This window comes from Acetatifactor sp., assembly GCF_982438285.1.
Map to the genome: position 1 here is coordinate 1 of NZ_CEWDFQ010000020.1, position 17242 is coordinate 17242.

Sequence of the window (17242 nt, forward strand, 5' to 3'; positions counted from 1 at the left end):
ATAAAATTGTTATTGGTCCTCCGCAGTATTCTGGCGACATAAGCAAAAGAGAAGAACTTGCAAAAATCCTCTTTGAGCATGGAATTACAGAAAACTTTCCCGGTGTATTTCATGGCGGTCCCCCTTGCCAGTCATTTAGTATTGCCGCTAATCAGCGATTTAGCAAAGATGACGACAACTTCAAACGCAAAGGATTTGATGACGAAGAAAAAGGCACTTTGATTTTTGACTATATTTGGTTTATTAAAAAATTCCGTCCCGTCGCTTTTCTGATTGAAAACGTTGCAGGAATTATGGAATGCGATAATGATGGTAGGATAAAAAAAGCATTAGATGATTTAGCATCGGATGGATATACAATTACCGAACCTCGGGTATTGAATGCTGCAAACTATGGTGTACCTCAGAATCGCATGAGATGGATTGTTGCAGGAACAAGAAAAAACACAAAAATTGTTCTACCAGAGCCGACGGCTACAGTTACACCATGCGGTTCGGTATTCTTACGTTCAACAGAAAACGCAAAAAATCATGTTACACGAAAACATACTGCCGAGTCTATCTGTAGATATATGAAGTTGCCTTATGGCGGTCGGGATAAACTCGGAAGAGGAGACAGATTGGATCCTCGGCTACCATCTAAAACTGTAATTGCTGGAGGAACAAAAGGCGGCGGGCGCTCTCATTTACATCCTTTTGTACCACGGACGTTATCGGTTCGCGAATGTGCAAGGCTACAAACTTTCCCCGATGATTATATTTTTACCGGGTCAAATGCACGGCAATTTACCCAAGTAGGAAATGCTGTGCCTCCATTACTTGCTTATAAATTGGCACTGGCTATTAAACACTCGGTATTCGCATTACCTCAAAAAGAAGAATTACCAACGGAGTGAGTTAGCCCCCGTGGTACACAGCCAATTTTCTCAAAATTGATAAAGGGTTTGGGGTGTTCCCCAACAAGAAAGCGCGCGAGTGGATACCTCCGTGCCCTGCTTGCAAGATATGAAAATCGCAGTGTGTATATACACCTGCTGTGCTTGCTATTCTCCGCTTCCCCATAATAGCAAGCGCCATTTTCAAGTGGAAATTGGCGGCAACCGCCGCCTTGGCTGCCAAAAAGCGAAACGGGCGGGCGCTGTCGATGGCGGCGTGAGCCGTTCATCTTGACCATTGACGGCGGCCGGCTGTTTCGCTATGCGTAGGTTTTGAATTGAATTGAACGAAAGAAAAGGAGGCGCAGCCTAATGAGCAAAAAGGGTAACGATGATGAAATCATTGAGCTGACCGAGGACGAGCTTTCCGAGATTCTAGGGGACGATGATTTTGACAATGAGGGCGAATTTGACGAAATCCCAACTTTCCAATTTTCCAATTCAGACCCTTACGCCAAAGTTGCGCCCCGATCCGAGGATGCGCCTAAGCGTGATTTTTCCTTTGATGAAAATGGAAATATCATGGTTAAGAACCCATCGGCGTTTTGGCTTCCTGATGTAAAAATCGTAGAGGTTATCGGCGGTACGGAATACACAGTGACCGGCAGTTATGATGGTGAGGAAAGGCTCAACCGAAAGCTCAACCGCATAATGGAACAGAACGCTGCCGATGATGAAAATGATATCACGGAGGGTGGCGAATGACAAACGGCACCTATCTTGATATAACCCCAAAATCCAATCCTGTTCAGACAGTTGCCCCTACCGACAAGGAGGCTAATGATATGTTAAGGGCAACAGAAAAAATTATCGCATTGTATTGCAGACTTTCACAGGAGGATGCGCTAAAAGGGGAGAGTAACTCCATAACCAATCAAAGGCGTATCCTCGAAGCATACGCCCGTGAGCACCGCTTCACAAATCTCTCGTTTTTTGTGGACGATGGATATAGTGGGACCGATTTCAACCGTCCCGGCATACAGAAATTGCTGGCGGAAGTGGAGGCAGACAGGGTGTCCACTATCATTGTCAAAGACCTAAGTCGCTTTTCACGAAACTCCGCTATGGCGGGTATGCTTATCAACTTCACCTTTGCCGAGCACGGCGTCCGCTTCATTGCCATCAATGACAACTACGACACGATCGATCCCAACGGCATCGACAACGATTTTGCTGGAATCCGGAACTGGTTCAACGAGTTTTATGCGCGGGATACCAGCCGCAAAATCCGTGCGGTCAACAAGGCAAAGGGTGAGCGTGGCGAACGGCTGACAACGAATGTCCCGTATGGATACAAAAAGAATCCCGATGACCCAAAGAAGTGGATTGTGGACGAGGAAGCGGCACGGATTGTCAAAAAGATTTTTGCGCTCTGCATGGATGGCAAAGGGCCGAGCCAAATTGCCACACAGCTTGAAAATGAGCAGATACTCAACCCCACTGCCTACAAACAACGGCAGGGGCGCAAAACACCACATCAGACACCAGAGAACGAGTACCGCTGGCATGAAAGCACAGTTGCCTATATTTTCGAATACAGGGAATATACCGGCTGCACGGTCAATTTCAAGACCTACACCAACTCCATTTGACAAGAAGCAGCGGGACAATTCAGAAGAAAACAGGAAGGTTTTTGAAAACACCCATCCGGCGATCATTCCTCTTGAAGTGTTTGATAAGGTGCAGGAAATCCGGCAGCAGCGCCACCGCAGAACGGCAACGGGCAAGAGCAATATGTTCTCCGGTCTCGTGTTCTGTAATGACTGTAAACAGAAACTGTACTACTCTACCACAAGCTACTTTGAAAAGCGGCAGGACTTCTTTATTTGTTCCACTCATCGGGCAAACAAGGACAAGTGCAGTGGACACTACATCCGCGCCGTTGTGCTGGAACAGCAGGTCTGGAAACACATCCAGGAAGTTATCTCGGTAGTCACCCGCTACGAGGCTTACTTCCGTGCAGAGATGGAACAGAGGCTCCGTGTCCAGAGTGAAGAAACGATATGGATACATAAAAAGCGGTTAGCGCAGGCTGAGAAACGCATCAGCGAGTTAGACCGCCTTTTCATCCGTATTTACGAGGATAATGTAGCTGGACGGCTCGATGACGAGAAATTTGCCATGATGAGCACGAACTACACCCAGGAGCAAGCCGACCTCAAAATAGAGGTCAAAAGTCTGCAACAGGAAATTCAGGAACAGGAACGACAGGCAGAGAACTTAGGGCAGTTCATCCACCGGGTACACAAAAACAGCACACTCACGGAGCTGACCCCATATGCTCTCAGAGAGCTTGTGAAAGCGATTTATGTGGAGGCAACGGATAAGTCCAGTGGGAAAAGAAAGCAGAAGATTCACATCTCGTATGACCTTATCGGCTTCATCCCCGTGGATGTGTTGTTAAAAGCGGAGCAGGCATGACCGAAATCATGCCTGTTCCAACAAATTTGGATATTACTGTCTTACCAGCAGGGGGCTTTGCACATGAAGTTTTGTTGCCATTTTTATGTAAGCTTTGTTGTGTAACAGGAATAATTAATGATTATCAGCATAAAATTTTAATGGAAAGTTCTATTGACTTTCCTCTTGGTGGTTGCTAGAATGTAAGTACAAAGAAAGTTTACCACTGACCGATATGTGGTATATAAATGGTCGGGTTGGAAGTTTACCGCTGACCGATATGCGGTATATAAATGGTCGGGTTGAAAGTTTAGTCCTTCGCCGTGAGACGGAGGACTTTTTCTATGATGAGGACAAGCAAATGAAGAAAACAGGCTTTTATATTATCAAAGATAAGTTTTTTGAAGATATGCCCGACCCGTATCTTAAAGGAAATAAAGCAGGAAACAGACCGCATTATTATTGTTTTGAGGATACGAATACTGGGATATACTGGATGATACCATTATCCAGCCGCATTGATAAATATAGGCGGATTATGGAGAAAAAGGAAAAAGCAGGAAAACCCTGTGATATTATCTGTATTGTCAAATTGGATGACAGCCGGGAGAGCGCATTTCTGATACAGGATATGTTTCCGATAACAGAGGAATACATAGAACGGGAATATACAATTGCTGGAAATCATTTGATGCTGACGAGTGAACATACTGTTAAAGAGATTGAGCAGAAAGCAAGAAAAGTCATAGGCATGTTGAGGCGCGGTATAAAGTTTACTCCGACGCAGCCGGATGTTATGGCGATTATGGAGAAGCTGCAGGAGCGCAGATAGATTTCTTTGCTGGCAGTTCCAAGTAGAAAGATATAGAGGGAATTCTGGGATATTTGGTGAGTTTGGTCTGATACAATTAAGAGGGCACGGGCGGACAAACCGCCTGCGCCCTCAATCCATCAGGGATACCCGTATTTTTCACCTTATCTGGCAGCAGAAAGAAACATTTCCTTTACGGTGTCGTAAGCAAGCTTTGGCCTGCGGTACTCGTCCACCACGCCCTTATTGTTATGGCAGCGGGCTCTGGTGGAAAACCAGCCCCCCTCTTCCGTTACACGGCAGTCTGCAAACTGCCAGATGAATACACCGGTGATGGCCTGGTGGTTCATATAGACCTCCAGGTTTTCCCGGATAATATCCGCCTGGCGCTCCTCGCTCCATTTGCAGTGGGACCGGTCTCTGCAGCCGTAGAGGGCTGCGGCTCCCATTTCGCTGACAATAATGGGCTTTCCGGCCCCGCCGGCTTTTTGAATCCAGTCAATTTCCTGCTCATTGCGCTTTTTGGGCTCTACGTCCTCGTACCAGCCGGAATACATGTTAAAGGATACGATATCCGGCAGATCCAGACAGATATCTGTGAAATGCCTGCAGGTGGCGGAGGTAGTGGGACGGGATTGATCCAGGCCTTTGATCTGGGCGTATTGCTCTGCATACATTCTGCGCCCTTCCTCTGTCTCGCTGGCGCACTCGTTTAAAATGCCCCAGATGACAATGCTGGGATGGCTGTAGTGGTTCTCTATCATCTCCTGGATACAGTCGCGGCACTGTGTCTCAAAATGGGGATTGAGCATATTGTCCAGAGAAAGTCCTCTGGCATGGTTCTCCTCCCACACAAGAATGCCACGCTCATCGCACAGATCCAAAAAGCGTTCATCATTGGGATAATGACAGGTGCGTACAGCATTTGCACCCATATCCTGCATCAGATCCATATCCTTGACCATCAGCTGCAGGGGGATGGCGCAGCCAAAGTCTGCATAGTCCTCGTGGCGGTTAAAGCCCTTCAAAAATACAGGCTCACCGTTTAAAAGAAGCTTTCCGCCTGCTGTCTCCACAGTGCGGAAGCCTACCCGCTCTATCAGATCGTCCACAGGAACGCCGTTCATGGAAAGCACGGCGCTCAGGAAATAAAGCTGTGGGTTCTGGTGGGACCAGGGAAGGACATTTGGAAATTCCTGGTCAAAGACAAGGGTGGTTTCGCTGTCCGCCTCCAAGGAAACAGCTTCCCTGGTCATCTGCACACTGTCAAGCGATGCGGTCAGATCAAAGGACGTACATTGGGAGGAGAGATTGCGCACTGAAACCTCCACCCGGGCTTTCCAAAGTTGTCCTGCCTTATAGGGGGTGAAATGAATCCACTTGATATACACATCGTAAATGCTCTCCAGCAGGAGGGGTCTGGTAATTCCCCCATAGGTATAGTAATCATTGGGGATGTGCAGGGCGGAATGCTCTCCAAAGGAATTGTCCACCAAAACCTTGATTTCGTGCTCGCCCTGCTCCAAATGCGTTACTGTGGTGGAAAAGGGGGTAAAGGCGTTGTAATGATGGGCAATTTTCTTTCCGTCCAGCCAGACGTCGCCGGTGTGGCTGACGCCCTTGAATTCCAGGCGGACAGAGCTGGAATGGGCTAAATAAAATTTTCTGGAATAGGATACTCTTCCCCGGAAATTCAAGAAATTCGGGTGCTGCTCCAGACAGCCGGGAACGGGCATGGAGTATTTTCTTCCCTCCGGACTTTGCTGTCCGGGGATTTGTCTTCCCGAGGATTCCTCCACGGTCACCTCCCACATGCCGTCCAGTTCCTTTGTCTGTCTGATTTTGTGCTGTTCAAATAATCTTATCATAATCCCTCCTGCTTCCGCACTTGATGGGTGCGGATATTATATTTTTGGGGCTGCCTTTGGCAGACCTTTTTTATTCTGGTCAAGCTTCAACCGAAACCTGTACATCCTGAAAGGAAATCCCTTCCACATCGCTGCATACGAGGGAGTGCTTCGCGCAAAGGCTGATCTGCTCCAGGGAAATGTCCTTTAAGGGCTGTTCGGGAAGTCCTATGAGCTCAATGCCTGTATCTGCCCCGGTGCCATGTACATTTTTAATGTGAATGGACCGGAAAACGGGGGGAACGGGGCTTTTTGGCACTACTGTGCTGAAGCCGTAGAACATATTGATCTGGATGGCCTGGTGGGAGACATGGTTGATTTCTAGGTCATGAAAATCCACGTTTTCCACATAGCCTCCTCTTCCCCGCATGGATTTCAGGCGGATGCCCTGCATGGTGCCTTTTATCCTGCAATCGCTGGCGGTTATATTTTTTACGCCCCCCGACATACCGCTGCCGATGACAATGGCGCCGTGGCCTCCAGTCATCACACAGTCCCGGATGGTGACATTTTCACAGGGCCGGTTTACCCGCCAGCCGTCCTCGTTCATGCCGGAGTTGATGGCGATACAGTCGTCTCCTGTCTCAAAACGACAGCCCTCTATGAGTACATTTTTGCAGGAGTCAGGATTCAGACCGTCCGTATTGGGCCCATGGGTGGAGACGGTTACATTGCGCACAGTCACATCCTCGCAGTAGATGGGGTGAATGGTCCACTGGGGCCCGTCCATTATGGTAAAGTCCTCCAAAAGCACATTTCTGCAGTTTATGGGCTGGATAAAGGAGGGGCGAAGGGCCGCTTGTTCGGTGCCATAGATGCGTTCCTCTACAGGAATCCCCTGGCTTTGTGCATAGCACAGCTCGTCTGCGGCTGCCTGCTGCAGCTTCTTCCAATCCCACCAGGCCTGTCCGCCGCCAATGAGAGTGCCCTTTCCGGTAATGCTGATGTCGGTGCAGTCCCTGGCATAGATCAGGGGAGAGTAATTATAGCATTCCATGCCCTCCCATCGGGTGAACACCACGGGAAGGTAATCTGCAAAGCGCTGGCTGAAACGAAGGATAGCCCCTTCCTCCAGCTTCAGGTGGATATTGCTTTTCAGATGGATAGATCCGGTGGGCCATTCTCCCACAGGAATCAAAACAGTTCCGCCTCCCACCTGAGCGCAGGCGTCCACTGCCGCCTGTATGGCGGAGCGCCCCTCCTTTGAATAGTCTCTGACATCTGCTGTCATAGTAAAATCCTCCTAATCCATATTTTTGACAAAATCGGCCGTATGGCTGCCTGCGTCATCTCCCACCTCATTGTAAGCCTGCTGGTAGTAGTGGTAGGTATCCTTCATTAAGCCTCTTTCCAGCATTTCGGCAAATTTTGTGGAAACCATGGTGACAAAGGGCTCTTCGGCGCAAAGCTGATCCTGGGCAGTAAGAATGGGAGTGTAATCCTGCAGGGGCGCTCCCGGCTCTGCTGCCGCCGGATTGTAATGCCCGATCCGGATCAAAAAGCAATGCTCAATCCCTGCTTCTGACATGGCTGCGGTAAGCTTTAGAAAGGATTCCTTATACACAGAGGGATCCGTTCTGTTTTTTCCGTCGGCCTCGCCCTGGCACCAGACCATAAATTTATGCCGTATGGTGAAAGCGTCCAATTTCAGAAAAGACACCGCGTCCTGAAGGCGCCGGATGGCATCCTGCAAAAAAGGAGTCCCCGGAAGCCACTGAGAAATCAAGGAACCGCCCCTTGAGGCGGAGACGGCAATGATGGGGATATGGGTCTTTTTATAGTAGGAATTCACAAAGGAGGTGACAAGGGAGCCGGACTTGGCGTTTGGCTCATAGATGCCTCCCGGCCTATTTTCGTACAGGCCAAAGGGTTCTGAAATAGGATAGAGTTTTGCGGGGTCAGATACCGCACGAAATTCATAGCCTGCATTGGGCAGGCACAGGGGAGCCGGTTCCGGAAACTGTTCAGAGCTGATTCCCCTGCCGGCCATATTTGACTGTCCCATAAACAGAAACAAATCTGCTTGATGTTCTAAATAATACACTGAAATACCCTCCTGAACACAATAGCCTAATAAAGCTTACCATAAAATTGTAATATTTAAAAATTGTTTTCACAAGAAACAAATCTTCATATGTAAATTTGTACCATTTCCTAGGAAAATTTTGTTGTGCTATAATAACGGCATAAAGTGCAAAGCAGGCTGCAGGCATTAGGCTGCAGTCCTAAAAGCATGAATCACCCCAAGGAAGGAGGAGAACCTATGGGTACAAAGCTTCAGATATTAAAAAACAATGCAGTTTTGCGGTTCTGGCTTTCTTATATGCTGATTCTGACGTTGTTCTTTTTGGCATGCCTTGTGGGATTTCAAGAAGCGCTGCACATTGTGAGGGATAATGTGATTGAGGAGAACCAAAACCTGCTGAGACAGGGAGTTAATGAGTCGGACTATAAATTCAGCCGCCTGCGCACTGGCGGAATAAGGCTTGCGGCCTCCGATGCCCTAAAGCAGCTGGGACAGTTTGGGGATGAGAGAAATACGGAATATTATTATACAGTGGAAGATGTACTGCAGGAATATGCCGATACCATAAAGTATTATGACACGTATTCCCTGGCGGAGGTTTTCATCTATATAGACGGTCTGGACCGGGTAATTTACGACAGCGCGGTGTACAATAAAGATGTTTTCCAGACCTATCCTGACAAATGGGGCATCCCCATGGAAGAGTGGCTGGCGTTATGCCGCAGTACACAGTCCACGCCGTTTTTCTATGTGTCGGACAGCGGCCGGCTGCTGTATGTATTTCCCTGTATGCGGTCTATGGTCGGGGGAAGCAGATTGGGAACGGTGCTTTTTTACATTGATACAAAAGAGATGGCAAGGCATATGAGCTTTCTGGATGGCTATAGTGAATACAGCCTGTTTGCCTATCAGGACGGAAGGGAGCTGTTTGGAGAGGATGGACTGGGCTTAAAAGAGGACATTGCCGCAGAATGGACAGAGGAGCCAGGGGTGTACACCTTTGGCAGCGATATTGTAATCACCATGTCATCGGCTATGGGGGAGGACTGTGTCTATACATTGATTCTTCCCAGGCAGGAAGCTATGACCAGGCTGAGCAGACTGCAAAGCCACATCTGGATTTTATTGGCGTCTGCAGCGGGAGTGGGAACTGCCTTTGCGGTATTTTTTGCCGCCCGCAGCGGAAAACCCATCAACAGGATCGCTGCAAAGCTTTGGCCGGAGGAGAAGGAATTCAGTGTAAATTTAAACAGTATCAGCCGCTCTATTGATCAGATGATCAGAGAGCAGAAGCAGGATCGGGCAGCTTTGCGGAAAACCTTTTTTCACAATCTTCTAAAAGCAGACTTTCTATCCAGGGCGGAAATGGAATATATGGCGGAGAGAGCGGAGCTTGAGCTGACAGGCACAGTATACTACGCGGCGGATATTCGATTTTTTCCGGAAATTGAAACGGACAGTATTGACGGACGGACGGTGGAGGAGGCCAGAGTGCTGCAGACGCTGGTGCAGGAAAGACTGGAGCAGGAATACCCTCAGGCAAGCTGGTCTTATAAGAAAAATACGCTGGTGACGCTGTATATCATAGAAACGCAAAATCAGGAAAAACTGCTGGAGACGCTGATGGACACTGCCCTGTGGCTTCGAAGCGCCTGGAATGTGGAGGTTTATTGGAGCGTCGGCTCGCCCTGTAATGACCTGATGTACTTTTGGAAGAGCACGGAGGAAGCGGATGCGGCTTTAAACGGTGATGGACCCCAGAAAACCATACGTCTCTATTCGGAGCTGCAAAGCGGGGACAATTCTTATTATCTTCCTTATTCTATGGAGGAAAGGCTGGTAGGGGCTCTTCGGAGCGGGGACTATGAGGCGGCGGAAAATGTGCTGTATCTGCTGCAAAATGAAAATTTTACGCACAGGAGCCTTGGCAGGAAGCAGATCTTAAAGCTGAACAGAGAGCTGTGTGAAATTCTGGCACAGCAGGCCGGAGGCCTTGCAAACAGCGAGGAGCGATTTATCCGGCTCAATGCTGTTTTGGTGGAGGATGGAGGGAAAATAGAGGATTATTTTGAAGGCTTAAGAGCGCTGTGCAGGGATATCTGCACCAACGCCGCAAGCCAGAAAAATAAAAGAAGAAGCGACAAGATTAAAGAGATTGTGCGGTTTATGGAAGAAAATTATCAAAACCCCGGTATGGGGCTTGGCATGGTAAGCAGTCAATTCAAGCTCTCTGAGGGGTATCTCTCCGCCTTTTTCAAGGAAGAGCTCAAAGTAAATTTTGGAGATTATCTGGAAAAGATACGTATTAAAGAGGCCTGCAGGCTTTTAAAGGAAGGAGAATTGATCGCCCATATTGCAGAAAGGACAGGGTATAACAGCGTGCAATCCTTCAGAAGGGCTTTCAAGCGGGTGATGGGGGTAAGCCCCAGCGAGTACAGAGGATAAAAAGAAAGGGAAATCACAGCTTAAGGATACGGGAATGCAATGGCTGCCAAAAGCGCAGACCGCATTCCCGTTTTTGTATCCTTGTTTTTTGTATCCTGTCTGGAGGATACAATTTTTACGCGAAAAAAGGGGAAAAACCACGCCTTAGGAACCTTTTTGCAGAAAAAAATACCCTGTCCGGAACAAAAATGCGTATCTGGGATAATGTATCTTTTCTTTGTCCGGCTTTGGCATCTATAATGCAGACAACAAGAAAAACAACGCGGGAAAGGAGAGAAAAATGGCAAAACCTTTGAAAGGGAAAGCGGCGTCAAAACGGATGCCTCAAAAGCCGCTTTCCAAGAGAATTCGGAAAAATGCTGCCTATTATGTGATGCTGGCGCCGCTGATGTGCTGTCTTTTGGTGTTTTGTTATTTCCCTATGGCGGGAATCTTTTATGCCTTTACAGATTACAGCCCTTTTCGCCAGGATTTCAATCTTGTGGGACTTACAAATTTTAAAAATCTGTTTGCGTCTGCAGGCTTTTGGCAGGCCTTCCGCAATACGTTAGTGATCAGCACGGTGAGGCTTCTTTTAGTAACCTTCGGCAGCATCGGACTTGCGCTTCTCTTAGATGAGATCCGAAGCGTATGGTTTAAAAAGCTGACCCAGACAGTGGTTTACATTCCCCACTTTATGTCCTGGGTGGTAGTAGCCTCGGTTTTTACCATGTTCCTGTCGCCGAAAACAGGAATGGTAAACGGCATCTTAAAGGCCTTTGGGATAGAGGCGATCTATTTTCTGGCGGACAAGGACTGGTGGAGACCCTGCCTGTATCTGATCTCCATGTGGAAGGAAATCGGCTGGGGAGCGATCATCTATGTATCCGCTCTGGCAGGGGTGGATATGGAGCAGCACGAGGCTGCCATCATGGACGGGGCAAACCGCATTCAGCGGGTAAGACATATTACGCTGCCGGCCATCTCGGGCACTATCATGGTGGTGTTTATCCTGAATCTGGCCAAGATTCTGAATCTGTTTGACCCGGTGTGGGTGCTGCAGAACGCCATGGTCATCAATGAGTCCGACGTGATTGAGACTTATGTGTACAGGATGGGTATCACCAGCTCTCAGTATGGAATTTCCACGGCGGCGGGTCTGTTTAAATCGGTGATATCCGTGGGCTTTGTGATTTTGGGAAATAAGCTGAGCAAAAAAATAACAGGCGAGGAGGTGATTTGATGCAGGAGCGTTTCTCTTTTCGGAAGGGACACCGGGCCAGGGCAGTCTTTCTAATCTTTGACTATTTGTTTCTTCTGTTTTTGATTGTGGCTATGCTGATTCCTTTGTGGAAGCTGTTTGTGGATTCCGTGGATCCTTCCAGTGTGGGCACCAGGTTTTGGCCGAAGGAATTCAGCCTTGACGCCTATAAGGTCATATTGAACAACGCGGGGATGTACCGGCCCTTTCTGGTCTCCGTGCTGACCACCGTGGTTGGAACCATAGTGGGGCTGGCAGTTACCACCCTGGGAGCGTATGGGCTAAAGCAGAAGGATTTGCCGGGCCATGCCTTTTTCAGCCGGGCGGTTTTGGTGACAATGATGTTTAACGGGGGCATGATCGCCACTTATCTGACCTACAAAAACCTGGGACTGATGAATAATCTCATGGCGGTGATTGTACCGGTATGTGTGACGGCTTATAATACTATACTGATGCGGAGCTTTTTCGATGGGCTTCCTGATGCGCTGTTTGACTCGGCGTCCATCGACGGCTGCAGTCCCTTTGGATGCTTTTTCAGAATTGCGCTTCCCCTGTCAAAGCCTGCGCTGGCATCGGTGGGACTGTTCATCGCCGTTGCCATGTGGAATGATTATATGCACTTTATACTGTATATTACAGATCAGGACTGGGTAAATTTTCAGGTAAAAATCAGGGCGCTGATTTTGGAGGAAACCCTTGCAGTGGGAAATTCCAGTATCACGCTGGGAACGGAAATGCTCAAATCTGCAACAGTGATTGTGGTGATTCTTCCCTTTTTGTTTGTGTATCCCTTCCTGCAGAAATATTTTGTAAAGGGAGTTACACTGGGAGCGGTAAAGGGATGAATTGGGGATAGAACAAAAAAATTACAACACGAGGAGGATTAAGATGCTTCAAAAATCGAAAAAAGAACTGATGAAAAGAATCGGCGCGGCGGCCCTTGCCCTCTCTATGATGGGAACCCTGGCAAGCTGCGGCGGGACGGACAGCGGCGCAGCGGACAGCCAGCAGGCACAGAGCACAACATCCCAGGAAGGCACATCCGCGGAAGGGTCTGGTAGCGGGCTGGATTATGACAGTATTGAAAAGCCGGAATCCATTTCCTGGTGCTCTCACGACGGACTGCTTCCGGAAAACGGTCAGGAGGAGTGGGACGCGGAATTTGAACGCCTTACAGGGATTAAGCTGGAGCACACCTATGTGACGGGCAATGAGTACAATGAAAAAATCGAGCTGGATTATGCCGCAGGCACGGCGCCGGATGTATTTGATTTGTCCGACGCATATTTCCCCAAATATGTGGCGGAGGGCGCCCTGGCAGACCTGACGGATCTGGTGAAGGAATCGGGCCTGTATGACCTGGTGGACGAGAGCATGTGGGAGCAGTGCTCCTACAATGGAAGGATCTATGGCGTTCCAAAGGAGCTTCCCCAGGCCTGCGGAACCTATGTGAGAAAGGACTGGCTGGACAGACTGGGCATGGAGATCCCCACCACCTATGAGGAATTTATTACAATGCTCACAAGGTTTCGGGATGAAATTGAAGAGTGCCTGGTTCCTTATACCGCACCCGGCCTTATGAGCGCCCAATATATTCCGGACTTTTATCAGGGAGCAATTCCTGGCATTACCCAGGTGGACGGCGTCTGGGTGGACGGCATGCAGCAGGAAAACATGAAGACGGCCCTTCAGAGAATGCAGGACGCTTATGCGGAGGGGCTTTTGGATATGGAAGTCATCACCAACACCACCGCAACCTGCAGGGACGGCTGGGAGTCCGGAACCACAGGCGCTTTCTGCTACTGGACGGGCAACTGGGGACAGCAGCTTACAGAAAATCTCCAGAGAAATGTTCCTGAGGCGGAGGTAGTGTGCATCCCTCCCATTGAAGGAAGTGTTTATCTGTATTCCACTCCTGCGGTGCATGTGATCAACGGCAACCTTTCCGAGGAAGAGGCAGCCCAGGTATTCAAATACTTTATCGCCTACCAGCACGATGGCGGGGAAGGACAGGTGCTCTTTGAGTTTGGCGTGGAAGGCGTGCACTGGGAGCAGGATGGAGACAATGTGAAGATGCTGCCCAGTCTTTCTGACCCCAATACCGTTTTAAACAAGGCTTATACACTGCCATCCTCACGCCTCACTCCTTTAAATGAGGACAACAAAAACATGAACTATGTGGATGCCTATGTGGATTCTTTAAAGGCTACGGAAAACGCCAAATCTCAGAATTTTCAGCCGTCATCCCCCACCTACACTCTGATCTCAGCAGATCTGATCGTTGCCAGGGACAGCTGTGTGGCGGAGATTGTAACGGGCAATATTTCCGTGGAGGAAGGACTTGCCAATTATGCGGCCACTGCCGCAGCCTTAAATCTGGACCAGGCTTTGGCAGAGATGAATGGCGAGGGCTGAGAAGAAGAATCGGGCTCTGTCCTGACCATGAGCTGCAAAGCAGGATGATAATAACGTAAAACCGCAGATAGACATCTGCGGTTTTTTACAGGAAAAATCTGGAAATTAGGAAATATTAATTGTATGTTTCTGCAATTTCCGGCATTTTTCACAAAAATAGAATCGTTATTTTTTTCACTTGTTATAAAAATATGGACATCTTCAACGAAAATGCTATAATATATTTATCAATTTTTTATATTATTATTGTAAGAAAGGGATAAGTGTTATGAAGATGCAGTCTAAAATTCTTACCATGGCGCTGCTGCCTATTTTCTGCCTGGGAATCGTAGTGATTCTCATTGGCAATGTAAGAATCGGAAGTGCACTGACGGGGAGTATTGAAAATGGCCTGCGGGCCTCTGCGGTATCGGTGAGGGATACTCTGGAGCATGTGGATGAGGGAGATTTCCGAGTAGAAGGGGATGCTTTATATAAGGGAGATTTTAATGTAAGCCAGGCGGTGGAGATTGCTGATAACATTAAGGATGCAGCGGATATTGACATCACCGTATTTTTTGGAGATACCAGATATATGACCTCGGTTGTGGATGCACAGGGGAACCGGGTGATAGGGACACAGGCGGGGCAGACCGTCATTGACAGAGTGCTGGGCAATGGAGAGGAGTATTTCTCCACCGGCGTAAATGTGGAGGGACAGAATTTTTTTGGATACTATCTGCCGGTGTATAACGGCGGGGAAACGGCAGTGGGCATGATCTTTGCGGGTATGCCACAGGAGCATGCCCAAAGCCAGATCACCGGAATTATATCTATTATGGCCGGAGTCATTATAGGCCTTTTTGTGATCTGCGCCCTCTTGCTGTTTGTAGTGGTCAGAAGAATGGTGAAAACCCTGCACGAGGGTACTAATGCCCTGGATCAGCTGGCGAAGGGAAAGCTGAATATAGAGATGCACAAAACCACACAAAGCAGAAAGGATGAGGTTGGAAATATCAGCCGCGGCATTATGCAGCTGAGGGAGGAGCTGAAGGAGATTATTTCCAGTATTCAGGAACAGAGCAGAGTACTGAATGAGGCTTCGAACCATCTGATGGAAAAGGCAGGCCTCACCTCTGAACATATTGGGCAGGTGGAGCGGGCGGTGGACGAGATCGCTCAGGGGGCCACAGGCCAGGCGGAGGAAACCCAGAAGGCTACGGAGAATATCATCATTATGGGAAATATGATCGAGGAGACGGCGGAAGAGATTGATGCCATGAATGAGAGTGCAAAGCGCATCAAGGAGCTGGGACAGACGGCGGTGGCAACTCTTCACGATCTGCAGAATATCAATGAAAGAGCCAAGGATTCCATCGATGTGATCTACGATCAGACCAATACCACCAATATTTCCGCACAAAAGATCAAGGAGGCAACCTCTTTGATCACAGAGATTGCAGAGGAGACGAATCTTCTTTCCCTGAATGCTTCCATTGAGGCCGCGAGAGCCGGGGAGCAGGGAAGAGGCTTTGCCGTGGTGGCGGCGCAGATTCAAAAGCTGGCAGAGCAGTCCAATGAGTCTGCAAGGCAGATCGAGGAGATTATCAATTCCCTTTTGGGGGATTCCGAGAGAGCTGTTAAAACCATGGATGAGGTAAAGACCATCATGGGACAGCAAAACGCAAATGTGGAAAAGACGGACAGGCAGGTGAATCAAGTGCTTGGCCAGGTGGAGTTTGCCATTGAGGCAGTTGGAAGAGTGGCAGAGAAAACTGAAAAGATCAGTCAGGCAAAGGCAAACGTCACAGACACCGTACAGAATCTGACGGCAGTAGCCCAGGAAAACGCTGCCAGCACCCAGGAGTCGGCTGCTTCCGTAAGCCAGGTATCAGAAGTGATCCGTGGCATGGAGGAAATTGTGCGTAAACAGCGGGAAAGTGTGGAACAGCTACATAAAAGCGTACAGATTTTCGAAGTATAGGAAATGAGCCTATTGCCGAAAGGCATAAGAGATGATACACTTACAATCAGTGGGGACTCCAGATAAAGTCCCTGCTGATTTTTTGTTATTAGGACCAGATTCGTGACTTTGCCAGCGAGTTTCGCAATTACTTAATTCTAATTGGCGCAGAAAGGAGAGGAGTGCTGTGACGGGTATTTTTGACACCCATGCCCATTACGATGACGAAGCTTTTGACCAGGACAGGGATGCGCTTTTAAAAGAGCTTCCTGCTCAGGGCATCAGCCGGGTGGTGAATATAGGAGCCAGCCTGGCTTCCTGCGAGAAGACTCTTGCACTGGCAGAAAGCTATGATTATATTTACGCTGCCCTGGGAGTGCATCCCAGTGAGACGGCAGGTCTGGGAAAAACAGCCATAGAAACGTTAAGAAAACAATGCCGCCATGAAAAATGTGTGGCCGTGGGAGAGATTGGACTGGATTATCATTGGGAGGAACCGGACAGAGAAAGGCAGAAGGAATGGTTTGCCGCACAGCTGCAGCTTGCCAGAGAGCTTTCCCTGCCGGTGGTGATTCACTCCAGGGATGCGGCCAGGGATACCATAGATATTATGACTGCGGAAAATGCCAGAGATTTGGGAGGCGTGATTCATTGCTATTCTTATACCAAAGAGAGCGCCGGGGTTTTTCTGGACATGGGCTTTTATATTGGCATCGGGGGCGTTATCACCTTTAAAAATGCAAGGAAGCTGAAAGAAGCTGTCCAGTATATTCCCTTAGAGCGGATTGTGCTGGAGACGGACTGTCCCTACCTTGCCCCGGAGCCCAACAGGGGAAGAAGAAACAGCTCCCTTTATCTTCCCTATGTGGTGGAAGCGCTGGCTGCCCTGAAGGGACTGACAGAGGAGGAGGTAAGAAGGGCTGTGTGGGAGAATGGGCTTCGCCTGTACCGCATGTCCTCATAAGCCGCGGACAAAGCCGTATGGCTTGACGGCGGGCGGATTTTCACAAATCATGATTTCCGTGGTGGGAAGATGTGTGGGGGCCGGTGATTTAAAGCAGGTAAAATATTATACGAAAAAGCTCCTTGGGATGACCTATCTGTATACGGCTGTGGTA

Annotated in this window: 15 protein-coding genes; 12 read left to right on the plus strand and 3 right to left on the minus strand. The window is 48.7% G+C overall.

Going from position 1 to position 17242, the window contains the following annotated elements; translation table 11 throughout:
- The 6 genes from AC1WIP_RS01995 to cptIN all read left to right on the plus strand — a co-directional run.
- On the plus strand, positions 1 to 896 hold an 896-nt coding region (locus AC1WIP_RS01995), incomplete at its 5' end, for a DNA cytosine methyltransferase (RefSeq protein WP_481140236.1).
- Between the two features lie 351 nt (positions 897 to 1247).
- Positions 1248 to 1640, plus strand: a complete 393-nt coding sequence (locus tag AC1WIP_RS02000; RefSeq protein WP_481140237.1) for a hypothetical protein — start codon at positions 1248 to 1250, stop codon at positions 1638 to 1640.
- A complete protein-coding gene (locus tag AC1WIP_RS02005) occupies positions 1637 to 2527 on the plus strand; it encodes a recombinase family protein (RefSeq protein WP_481140238.1) in 891 nt (296 codons plus the stop codon). The genes AC1WIP_RS02000 and AC1WIP_RS02005 overlap by 4 nt, the downstream gene beginning before the upstream one ends.
- Positions 2442 to 3356 carry a recombinase zinc beta ribbon domain-containing protein gene (locus AC1WIP_RS02010; RefSeq protein ID WP_481140239.1) on the plus strand — a complete coding sequence of 305 codons (915 nt, stop codon included), beginning with the start codon at positions 2442 to 2444 and terminating at the stop codon, positions 3354 to 3356. Before AC1WIP_RS02005 ends, AC1WIP_RS02010 begins: the two co-directional genes overlap by 86 nt.
- Complete coding sequence (locus AC1WIP_RS02015; RefSeq protein WP_481140240.1) at positions 3353 to 3535, plus strand: hypothetical protein; 183 nt, start codon at positions 3353 to 3355, stop codon at positions 3533 to 3535. The genes AC1WIP_RS02010 and AC1WIP_RS02015 overlap by 4 nt, the downstream gene beginning before the upstream one ends.
- A 161-nt stretch (positions 3536 to 3696) precedes the next feature.
- The gene (gene cptIN, locus AC1WIP_RS02020) at positions 3697 to 4167 is read left to right on the plus strand and encodes a type III toxin-antitoxin system CptIN family toxin (RefSeq protein WP_481140241.1); all 471 of its coding nucleotides are present in this window, start codon (positions 3697 to 3699) and stop codon (positions 4165 to 4167) included.
- A gap of 143 nt (positions 4168 to 4310) precedes the next feature.
- On the opposite strand, the gene AC1WIP_RS02025 is transcribed toward cptIN, so the two are convergent.
- The 3 genes from AC1WIP_RS02025 to AC1WIP_RS02035 all read right to left on the minus strand — a co-directional run bounded on the left by AC1WIP_RS02025 (position 4311) and on the right by AC1WIP_RS02035 (position 8097).
- A complete protein-coding gene (locus AC1WIP_RS02025; RefSeq protein WP_481140242.1) occupies positions 4311 to 6014 on the minus strand; it encodes a glycoside hydrolase family 2 protein in 1704 nt (567 codons plus the stop codon).
- 79 nt (positions 6015 to 6093) lie between these two features.
- Positions 6094 to 7284, minus strand: coding sequence for a glycoside hydrolase family 28 protein (locus AC1WIP_RS02030; RefSeq protein ID WP_481140243.1), 1191 nt, complete (start codon positions 7282 to 7284; stop codon positions 6094 to 6096).
- Positions 7285 to 7296: 12 nt separating this feature from the next.
- Entirely contained in the window at positions 7297 to 8097 is an 801-nt protein-coding gene (locus AC1WIP_RS02035; protein ID WP_481140244.1) for a sialate O-acetylesterase, read from the minus strand.
- 219 nt (positions 8098 to 8316) lie between these two features.
- On the opposite strand from AC1WIP_RS02035, the gene AC1WIP_RS02040 reads away from it, so the two are divergent.
- From AC1WIP_RS02040 to AC1WIP_RS02065, 6 genes are all read left to right on the plus strand, one after another.
- A complete protein-coding gene (locus AC1WIP_RS02040; protein ID WP_481140245.1) occupies positions 8317 to 10524 on the plus strand; it encodes a helix-turn-helix transcriptional regulator in 2208 nt (735 codons plus the stop codon).
- A gap of 280 nt (positions 10525 to 10804) precedes the next feature.
- A complete protein-coding gene (locus AC1WIP_RS02045) occupies positions 10805 to 11746 on the plus strand; it encodes an ABC transporter permease (RefSeq protein WP_481140246.1) in 942 nt (313 codons plus the stop codon).
- On the plus strand, positions 11746 to 12612 hold the full coding sequence (locus AC1WIP_RS02050) for a carbohydrate ABC transporter permease (protein ID WP_481140247.1): 867 nt from the start codon (positions 11746 to 11748) through the stop codon (positions 12610 to 12612). The genes AC1WIP_RS02045 and AC1WIP_RS02050 overlap by 1 nt, the downstream gene beginning before the upstream one ends.
- 43 nt (positions 12613 to 12655) lie before the next feature.
- Positions 12656 to 14182 carry an extracellular solute-binding protein gene (locus AC1WIP_RS02055; protein WP_481140248.1) on the plus strand — a complete coding sequence of 509 codons (1527 nt, stop codon included), beginning with the start codon at positions 12656 to 12658 and terminating at the stop codon, positions 14180 to 14182.
- Positions 14183 to 14450: 268 nt separating this feature from the next.
- Positions 14451 to 16145, plus strand: coding sequence for a methyl-accepting chemotaxis protein (locus AC1WIP_RS02060; RefSeq protein WP_481140249.1), 1695 nt, complete (start codon positions 14451 to 14453; stop codon positions 16143 to 16145).
- A gap of 166 nt (positions 16146 to 16311) precedes the next feature.
- Positions 16312 to 17088, plus strand: coding sequence for a TatD family hydrolase (locus AC1WIP_RS02065; protein ID WP_481140250.1), 777 nt, complete (start codon positions 16312 to 16314; stop codon positions 17086 to 17088).
- Positions 17089 to 17242: the final 154 nt, after the last annotated feature.

Coding starts and splice junctions, on each gene's coding strand:
- AC1WIP_RS02000 (WP_481140237.1), top strand. CDS start 1,248: ATGAGCAAAAAGGGTAACGATGATGAAATCATTGAGCTGACCGAGGAC.
- AC1WIP_RS02005 (WP_481140238.1), top strand. CDS start 1,637: ATGACAAACGGCACCTATCTTGATATAACCCCAAAATCCAATCCTGTT.
- AC1WIP_RS02010 (WP_481140239.1), top strand. CDS start 2,442: ATGAAAGCACAGTTGCCTATATTTTCGAATACAGGGAATATACCGGCT.
- AC1WIP_RS02015 (WP_481140240.1), top strand. CDS start 3,353: ATGACCGAAATCATGCCTGTTCCAACAAATTTGGATATTACTGTCTTA.
- cptIN (WP_481140241.1), top strand. CDS start 3,697: ATGAAGAAAACAGGCTTTTATATTATCAAAGATAAGTTTTTTGAAGAT.
- AC1WIP_RS02025 (WP_481140242.1), bottom strand. CDS start 6,014: ATGATAAGATTATTTGAACAGCACAAAATCAGACAGACAAAGGAACTG.
- AC1WIP_RS02030 (WP_481140243.1), bottom strand. CDS start 7,284: ATGACAGCAGATGTCAGAGACTATTCAAAGGAGGGGCGCTCCGCCATA.
- AC1WIP_RS02040 (WP_481140245.1), top strand. CDS start 8,317: ATGGGTACAAAGCTTCAGATATTAAAAAACAATGCAGTTTTGCGGTTC.
- AC1WIP_RS02045 (WP_481140246.1), top strand. CDS start 10,805: ATGGCAAAACCTTTGAAAGGGAAAGCGGCGTCAAAACGGATGCCTCAA.
- AC1WIP_RS02050 (WP_481140247.1), top strand. CDS start 11,746: ATGCAGGAGCGTTTCTCTTTTCGGAAGGGACACCGGGCCAGGGCAGTC.
- AC1WIP_RS02055 (WP_481140248.1), top strand. CDS start 12,656: ATGCTTCAAAAATCGAAAAAAGAACTGATGAAAAGAATCGGCGCGGCG.
- AC1WIP_RS02060 (WP_481140249.1), top strand. CDS start 14,451: ATGAAGATGCAGTCTAAAATTCTTACCATGGCGCTGCTGCCTATTTTC.